3 protein-coding genes and 1 riboswitch are annotated in these 5,135 nt (G+C 60.9%); of the genes, 1 reads left to right on the forward strand and 2 read right to left on the reverse strand.

Translation table 11 applies throughout. The features are described from left to right. Nucleotides 1–46: 46 nt before the first annotated feature. Nucleotides 47–2,740: a magnesium-translocating P-type ATPase gene (gene mgtA / locus A2J01_RS00515; RefSeq protein ID WP_064111423.1), complete on the reverse strand. Its 2,694-nt coding sequence runs from the start codon at nt 2,738–2,740 to the stop codon at nt 47–49. Between the two features lie 347 nt (nt 2,741–3,087). Continuing rightward, nucleotides 3,088–3,261: riboswitch (M-box (ykoK) riboswitch) on the reverse strand. A 45-nt stretch (nt 3,262–3,306) separates the two neighbouring features. After that, nucleotides 3,307–3,891, reverse strand: a complete 585-nt coding sequence (locus A2J01_RS00520) for a TetR/AcrR family transcriptional regulator (protein ID WP_039972784.1) — start codon at nt 3,889–3,891, stop codon at nt 3,307–3,309. Between the two features lie 126 nt (nt 3,892–4,017). Between A2J01_RS00520 and A2J01_RS00525 the strand changes: the two genes are divergently transcribed. After that, nucleotides 4,018–5,121, forward strand: a complete 1,104-nt coding sequence (locus A2J01_RS00525) for a membrane protein (protein WP_003941129.1) — start codon at nt 4,018–4,020, stop codon at nt 5,119–5,121. Nucleotides 5,122–5,135 lie beyond the last annotated feature (14 nt).

The raw sequence follows: 5,135 nt of genomic DNA on the forward strand, positions 1-5,135 counted from the left end.
CGAGCGCTATCCGCACAAGGATGACGTGGATTTCCACGGTGAACTCCTAGAGCCAGGTCGCGAATCGACGAATGAACATTCCCTTGGCCACCTGCGTGACGACGCAGTATGCCCCGAGGGTGAGGACCAGCCACGGGAAGTAGTTCCACGGCAGTGAAACCAACCCGAGGGAATGACCCCAGGACGTGAACGGGAACACCAGCGCGAAGACGCAGGCAGCGCCCGTGCTGAGCAGTACCGGCAGCGATGCACGCGACTGGATGAACGGGATCTTGCGGGTGCGGATCATGTGAACGATCAGCGTCTGCGAGATCAATGACTCGATGAACCAACCCGATTGGAACAGCGCTGCATGCTCGGGAGAGTTGGCGGCGAACACGAACCACATCAGCGCGAACGTCGAGATATCGAAGATCGAACTGATCGGGCCGATGAACACCATGAACCGGCGAAGGCTCTTGGTCTCCCACTTGCGGGGCTTCGCGAGGAAGTCGTCGTCGACACGGTCCCACGGGATCGTGAGCATCGAGAGATCGTAGATCAGGTTCTGCAACAACAGAACTACGGGAATCATGGGGATGAACGGCAGCAGGGCACTGGCGACGAGCACCGAGAAGACGTTCCCGAAGTTCGACGACGCAGTCATCTTGATGTACTTCTGGATGTTTCCGAAGGTACGACGCCCTTCGATGACTCCTTGTTCGAGTACACCGAGGTCCTTCTCCAGCAAGATGATGTCCGCGGATTCGCGGGCGATGTCCGCCGCTGTGTCAACGGAGATGCCGACGTCCGCAGCCCGCAGTGCGGGTGCGTCGTTGACACCGTCACCGAGGAAACCAACCGTGTGGCCGACCCGGCGCAGCGATTCGACAATGCGTGCCTTCTGCATCGGATCCGTCTTCGCGAATACGGTTGTCCGCTGCACCAACTCGTCGAGGGCGTCGTCGCTCAACGCTTCGATCTCGGCGCCGGATACAACAGTTCCCACGTCGATACCGACTTTGCCGCAGACGGTTTCGGCGACCAGTTCGTTGTCACCCGTCACTACCTTGACCGCGACTCCGTGGCTCGCGAGGGCTTCGATCGCCCCGGCCGCAGATTCCTTCGGCGGGTCGAGGAAGGCCAGCAGTCCAACCAGGGTCATGCCCTCTTCGTCGGCCGTCGAGTACTCGCGGCGCTGCTCTTCGACGACTGTCTTGGTTGCCACCGCAAGCACTCGCTTACCTTGACCGTTCAGCTCCGCGACCAGACGGTCGACTCGGGCCAGCCATCCCGGTGTCAATTGGTGGGTCACCCCGTCCAGTTCCACCGATTCACAGACCGAAAGGAGCTCTTCCACTGCACCTTTGGTTACGATCAGATCGGCGTCTCCGTGGTCGACCACCACGGAGAGTCGACGGCGCTTGAAGTCGAAGGGAATCTCGTCCACCAACCCGTGCCGACGCGAGATCTCCTCGACCACTTCGGGACCGGCGGCCTCGATCACCGCGTCGTCGAGAAGACTGCGCAATCCGGTCTGATTCACGGAATTGACCGCCGCTAGCCGCAATACGTCCTCGGACTTACGTCCGGCAGTATCGAGATGCTCACCGAGAACGATGCGGTCCTCGGTGAGAGTTCCGGTCTTGTCCGTGCACAGAACGTCCATGGCACCGAAGTTCTGAATCGCGTTGATCTGCTTGACGATCACCTTCTTGCGCGACATGTGGAGCGCACCCTTGGCCAGGTTCGCCGTCACGATGAGCGGCAACATTTCCGGAGTCAACCCCACGGCGGTGGCGACGCCGAAGAGTAGTGCTTGGCTCCAGTCCTTGGTCAGTCCGTTGATGATGAACACCGCGGGAACCATGATCAGCATGAACTTGATCAGCAGATAGCTGACGCTGCGCACCCCGACGTCGAAGCTGGTTTCGGGTCGCTTGGACGCCAATTGTGCTGTCATGGCACCGAAGTAGGTCCGCTTGCCGGTGTGTACCGCAACGGCGGTGCCACTGCCCGACACGACGGAAGTACCCATGAACCCGATGTTCTCGGCTTCGAGCAGCCGATCGACGTCGATCCCCGACGACGGGTCCGCCGACTTCTCGGCCGGCATCGATTCACCGCTGAGCATGGACTGATTGACCTGTAGATCCTTGGCCCGGATGATGCGGACATCGGCCGGGATCATGTCGCCGGCGGCAAGCTGGACTACATCCCCCGGCAGTAACTGCTCGATCGGAATCTCAGCCGTGACCACGGTGTTGTTGATCTTGCGGGTGGCCGCGACGGTCGTCGTAACCATCGCCTTGAGCGCCTCGGCGGCGCGACTCGAACGGTATTCCTGCCAGAACCTCAGTGAGACACTGACAAAGATCATCAACCCGAGAGTGATGATGCCCTCGTAGGAAGGACCGTCCTCGGGGTCCGCCCAGACCACGTCGGTCCCGACCATGATCAGGGCGAGGAATACCAGGATCAGGATGAACGGGTTCTTGAAGGCTTCCGCGAACTGCACGATTGCCGGCGCCGGGCGGTCGTGGCGGACATCGTTGCGCCCGTATTGCCGACGAAGATCGTCGATCTGATCGTCACGAAGGCCGTTGGCCGTCGTGGTCAGATCCGCGAGAACGGTGCGCGTGTCCGAGGCCGAGAAGTCGACCAATTCCTGTGCGCTTTCCTTTGCCAGGACTGTTGAATGTGTTTGTTGTGCACTGTTTCTCGTGGGCCGTGGCCGCAATGCGAGAACGGAAAATGACATGACGAATCTCCTCGGCTGCCCGAACACGCCGGACCATGCCAGTGCATGAGGGCAGCAGAATGCGCTGAGCGACAATGGAAGTCGTCAGCGGTCGCGGCAAAGCCGCGCAGATGAAGCCGAGGATGCAAAGAGTCAGTGACTGAAGAGCAAAAGACCGGGGTGAGCATCGTCGGCAAGAACAGAAGGATGGGTCGAATATCGACTCGGCGGGTCGTCCACGATGGTCACCTCCTGAAAGTTCGGGGCGTCCGATGACGCCACACAAGTACATGCGCACAGCACACGCCAGGAGAACCGAATATCGACGTACTCTCGCCTTCGCCGGAAGAAACCGGCATCAAGCTGCGAAAACACCTCCACGTCCGAGTTTTGGCACTGCACGACGTGTCCCGATCAAGAACGGGAAGCCACTTTGGATCACCCCTTAAGCCGGGGAGATCTGTCCTAACCTTGGGCGTCTCTCGACGTCGTGAGATCAGTGGCCTGTGTTCGTGCAGAAGCCTCACCTAACGAGGTACTGCACCCAGAGGGTAGTTCTCAAATCTGTTGCCTGTCAACCGAGCAACTCAGACGGCGGACAATCCTGCACGTGCGACGGCGCCGGCGAAGAGTGCCGTCACGGCGGCACCCATGACACTCTGATCAACCTCTTCCGGATCCACGGAGTGTTCGAGAACGAGCCCGGATATCAACGCCATCAACGAGATTGCGGTTGTCCGCACGTCAAAGGAATCGTCCACTCCCCATTCACGGGCACGTTCGCCGATCAACTCCACGAGTTGGCTGCGCAAGTGGCGACGCTCACGTAAGTACGCCTGAGCGATCTGCGGATCACGCCCGGCGAGCACTCCGAATTCGAGGACGAGAAGCGACCACCCCGGGTCGTCGACCATCCACGTTGCAATGGCCTCGCCACCTTTGCCCGCCGCGTCGGCGGGGTTCATCCCGGCGATCTCGGCGAGCACCCGGCCGGCCAGTTCGAGAGACCGTTGCGCGAACAGTTCGGCGAACAGATCTTGTTTCGACTCGAAGTTGGAGTAGACAGCCCCCTTGGTGAAGCCCGCTCGGCGAGCAACTTCAGTGAGACGTGCAGCACTGAATCCGCGCTCCGCAAACTCTTCCGCCGCAGCGTCGAGCAGTCTTTGCCGCACCACGTCACGTCCGGGGCGGGTTACCGGAGTCCAGTCCGGTTGACGAGATTCAGTCACGATACCTAGAGTATTCAATACCTCGGGTATTGACAAGCTCTTTACTTTCGACAAGATCAGGACTCTTTCGTGACCACTACGCATCCGGCACACGCCGCACCAGACAACAGCTCCACCCACGACGAACACCACCACGACAATCTGCTCGTGAAGTACGGCGCACCCAAGGTGATGGCCGCGTTGTTCGTCGGCGTGCTCCTGCTGCAGATGGGCTTCATCCTCAGCTACGTCGCCGCCTTCCATCAGCCGACTCCGCGAGACATCGAAATCGCGGTCATCGCCGATCAGGGCACACCCGACGGCATGGATCAGCAGATCGCCGACAAACTCAACGCCATCGACGGCAGCCCGCTCGACGCTCAGGTGGTCGACAGCACGGCGACCGCTCGCCGCATGATCAACGACCGAGAGATCCAGGGCGCGTTTGTCATCAACCCGGCCGGGCCGGACACCCTGATCACCGCGAGCGCGGGCGGCAGCTCTATCGCGACGTCACTCGAAGCGGTGTTCACGAAGGTCGAGGCGACACAGGACCGACAGTTCGTCGTCCGCGACGAGATCCCCGTCGGAGCCCACGACAACCGCGGCCTCTCGGGCTTCTACCTCTCGGTCGGCTGGGTCGTCGGCGGCTATCTCCTCGCGGCAGCCATCGGACTGTTCATCGGTGCGCCGAAGACTCTCCGCCAGGCAAGCGCACACACGGGCGTGATCGCGATCTACTCGATCATCTCGGGAGCTCTCGGCGCCCTCATTACCTCACACGTACTCGGAACTTTCGCGGGCCACTGGTTCCCGCTGTGGATCCTGGGAACAGCCGTGGTGTTCGGCACCGCCATGTTCACACTCGGATTGCGCGCTGCCATCGGCGTTCTGGCAGTCCCGCTGGCTATCGCCGTCTTCGTGATTCTCGGCAATCCCAGTGCGGGAGGCGCATTCGGCTCCAACGTGATTCCCTCGTTCTATGCCGCCATCGGCCGATGGATCACACCTGGCGCCGGCACCGAAGGCGTGCGGAGCATCGTCTACTTCAACAACGTCGGCGTCGGCCAGCCTGCTCTGACGCTTTTCCTGTACGCACTGATCGGTGCGGTCATGCTGTTCGGCTTTACGATCCGTCGCAACCGAAAGTCCACCGACACGACGCCGACTCCAGCTGTGGCGAACGCCGACTAGTCCTAGTCTGAACT

Origin of the sequence: Rhodococcus sp. EPR-134 (assembly GCF_001647205.1) — a bacterium.
GTDB classification, from domain to species: Bacteria; Actinomycetota; Actinomycetes; order Mycobacteriales; family Mycobacteriaceae; genus Rhodococcus_F; species Rhodococcus_F qingshengii.

What these genes read in the sequence shown, in the direction of transcription:
- mgtA (WP_064111423.1), bottom strand. Translation starts at nt 2,740, where the DNA reads ATGTCATTTTCCGTTCTCGCATTGCGGCCACGGCCCACGAGAAACAGT.